The organism is Phenylobacterium sp. (assembly GCF_031360265.1).
In the GTDB taxonomy this organism is placed as follows: Bacteria; Pseudomonadota; Alphaproteobacteria; order Caulobacterales; family Caulobacteraceae; genus Phenylobacterium.
This window is the reverse complement of record NZ_JANMBF010000134.1, coordinates 1-3,118: the sequence shown is the minus strand read 5'-3', so window position 1 is coordinate 3,118 and position 3,118 is coordinate 1. Positions and strand designations below refer to the sequence as shown.

At 69.9% G+C, this 3,118-nt stretch carries 3 protein-coding genes; 1 reads left to right on the top strand and 2 read right to left on the bottom strand.

Annotation, left to right across the window (positions count from 1 at the left end; translation table 11 throughout):
* Together RMN86_RS12340 and RMN86_RS12335 are read right to left on the bottom strand one after the other, a co-directional pair.
* Positions 1 to 539, bottom strand: a 539-nt coding sequence (locus tag RMN86_RS12340; protein WP_309606141.1) for a 2-oxoglutarate and iron-dependent oxygenase domain-containing protein, incomplete at its 3' end; no start/stop codon positions are given.
* A gap of 10 nt (positions 540 to 549) precedes the next feature.
* The gene (locus tag RMN86_RS12335) at positions 550 to 2,442 is read right to left on the bottom strand and encodes a monovalent cation:proton antiporter-2 (CPA2) family protein (RefSeq protein WP_309606140.1); all 1,893 of its coding nucleotides are present in this window, start codon (positions 2,440 to 2,442) and stop codon (positions 550 to 552) included.
* Between the two features lie 111 nt (positions 2,443 to 2,553).
* On the opposite strand from RMN86_RS12335, the gene RMN86_RS12330 reads away from it, so the two are divergent.
* On the top strand, positions 2,554 to 3,118 hold a 565-nt coding region (locus RMN86_RS12330), incomplete at its 3' end, for a CoA transferase subunit A (RefSeq protein ID WP_309606139.1).

The following is a 3,118-nucleotide window of genomic DNA, read 5'->3' as shown; positions in this document are numbered from 1 at the left end:
TGCAGCAGGCGCAGGATCGAGTTGCCGAAGTCGACGGTCGGCGCGAAGAACCGCCGGTCGAGGCCGAGGTAGCAGGCGATGGCTTCCAGCAGTTTCAGGCCCATGGCGTCCAGCGCGTCGTAGAGCCAGCCGACGGCGGCGTGGAACTCGGCGACCTCGGCGTCAGGCCAGACGTTGTCGGCCATGTGGCCGCGGTACGGGTGGCCCGGCGGCAGCTCGCGGCCGACGTGCCAGAATTCCTTCAGGTCGGGGTGAGTCTCGCCCTTGGCGGTCTCGACGCCGAAGGGGGTAAAGCCCCGCTGGCCGCCGACGGGCAGCTTGTAGGTCAGTTTCACCGCCTCGGGCAGGGCGAAGAACGCCCTGGCGGCGGCCAGGGCGGCGTCGATCCGGTCCTGGGGGATGGCGTGGTCGGCGATCACCGCGAAGCCATAGCGGGCGAAGGAGCCTCCCAGCGCCTGCGTGAAGCCTGTGAAGTCGCGGCTGAAGCCGGTGAAGGAGACGGGCGCGATAGGGTCGGGCAGGGTCTGGGCTTGCGACATTCCCGCAGGTCTACACCCGCTCTTCGGCCGGCTCCACCGCTTGCGGATCGACCAGTTGCGGGGCGTCCTCCAGGTCCTCCTCCCCGGCGATGCGGGCCATTTCGGCGCGCAGCACCCGCTCGGTGGTGTCGCGGCTGTCGCGCACGGCCATCACGTAGCGGTCCTCCTCGCCGGCGATGGGGGCGAGCTGGGTGAAGATCGCCTGATCCTGTTCGCGGAACAGGCCGGCGGCGCGGGCGGCGCGGCGCTCGGTGAGGCCAAGCTTCAGCAGGGCGCGGCGGCCGAAATTGATGGCGCTCTCCAGCGTCTCGCGCTCGACCGAAACCCCCGGGGTCTTCATCAGCTCATAGGCGTGGCGCCGGTCGAAGGCGCGGGCGAAGATAGTCAGATTGGGAAAGGCCTCGCGCGCGGACGCGACCATCTCCACGGCCTTGTCGCGGTCGTCGATGGCCACCAGCAGCAGCCTGGCCTTGGCGGCGCCGGCGGTGCGCAAGAGGTCGATGCGGCTGGCGTCGCCATAGTGCACCCGCCAGCCGAAGCGGCGGATCAGGTCGATCTGCTCGATCGAGGAGTCCAGCAGCACGACCTTGAAGTTGTTGGCCATCAGCAGGCGCGCGGCGATCTGGCCGAAGCGGCCGAAGCCGGCGACGATCACGTCCGGATCGCCCTCGTCGAAGGCCAGGCGCTCGGGCTCGGCGTGCGCCTGCGGGCGGCTCAGCACCAGCCGGTCATAGGCCGCCGAGACCAGCGGCGTCAGCGCCATGGAGACCGCCACCACCGCGGTCAGCAGGTGCGCCAGGTCAGCGTCCATCACCCGCGCGCCCAGCCCGAACGTCAGCAGCACGAAGGCGAACTCGCCCCCCTGGGCCAGGGCGACGGCGGTGCTCATCGCCGTGCGGTGCGGATGGCCGAACAGCCGGCCGGCGCCATACATGGCCAGGGTCTTCAAGCTCATCAGCCCGACCACCAGCCCCGCGATGGCCAGGGGGTGGCGGGCGACCAGACCCAGATCCAACCCCGCGCCGACGGTGATGAAGAACAGGCCGAGCAGCAGGCCGCGGAACGGTTCGATGTCGGTTTCCAGCTCGCGCCGGAACTCGCTCTCGGCCAGCACCACCCCGGCCAGGAAGGCGCCCAGCGCGGGCGACAGGCCGACCAGCTCCATCAGGGCCGCGACGGCCACCACCAGCAGCAGGGCCGAGGCGGTGAAGATCTCGCGCAGCCGGGCGGCGGCGATGAAGCGGAACATCGGCCGGGTCAGATAGCGGCCCGCGACGATCACCGCCACGATGCCGGCCAGTTGCGCCGCCGCCTGCTCCCAGCCGGGCAGGGCCGCCAGCAGGTTCGCCGCATGGGCGGCCGGGGGGGCGGCCGCAGGCGCGCCGGCCGGGGTCAGCAGCGGCAGGAGCGCGAACAGCGGGATCACCGCCAGGTCCTGGAACAGCAGCACGCCGAACGACGCCTGGCCCACCGGACCCTGGCGCATGCCCTTTTCTTCCAGGCTCTGCAGGACGATGGCGGTCGAGGACATCGCCAGGATCAGGCCGACGGCGACGCCTGCGCGCCAGTCCAGGCCAAGCGCCAGGGACGCGGCCGCGACCAGGGCCGCAGCGCCCAGTAGCTGCGCCAGGCCCAGGCCGAAGATCGTCGTGCGCAGCTTCCACAACAGCGCCGGGCGCACCTCCAGCCCGATCAGGAACAAGAGGATGACCACGCCGAACTCGGCGAACCGCTGCACCTCACCGGGCTCGCCCACCAGATTCAGCAGGAACGGCCCGACCACGACGCCGGCGATCAGGTAGCCCAGCACCGAGCCCAGCCCCAGCCGCTTGGCGATCGGCACCGAGATCACGCCGGCCGCCAGATAGACCAGCGCCTGGACCAGCAGGGAGTGGGCGTTCATGGCGCCACTGGATCGCGCATCGCGGTGGCTTGAAAGCGGATTTGCGCACCTGAGCGCTTTTTCTCATGGCGCCGGTTCTCAAATGTTGCATTGCGGCGTAACAGGACGGGCATGGTCAGCAAGGTCGCGAAGTCCGCCGCAGACGCGCTCTCGGGCGTGCTGTTCGACGGCATGACAATCATGGCGGGGGGCTTTGGCCTCTGCGGCATTCCCGAAAACCTGATCGCGGCGATCCGCGACGCGGGGGTGAAGGACCTGACGGTGATCTCCAACAACTGCGGGGTCGACGATTTCGGCCTCGGCGTCCTGCTGGCCGGCGGGCAGATCAAGAAGATGATCTCCAGCTATGTCGGTGAGAACAAGCTGTTCGCCGAGCTCTACCTGTCCGGCAAGCTGGAGCTGGAGTTCAATCCGCAGGGCACGCTGGCCGAGCGTATCCGCGCCGGCGGCGCGGGCATCCCCGCCTTCTTCACCAAAACCGGCGTCGGCACCCTGGTGGCTGAGGGCAAGGAAGTCCGTGAGTTCGACGGCGAGATGTATGTGATGGAGCGCGGGCTGACCGCCGTCCTTGCCATCGTCAAGGCGTGGCGGGGCGATCCCGAGGGCAACCGCGGCTCTCGCCGCCCGGCGCGGAACTTCAACCCGCGGATGGCCTCCGCCTCCAAGGTCACCGGCG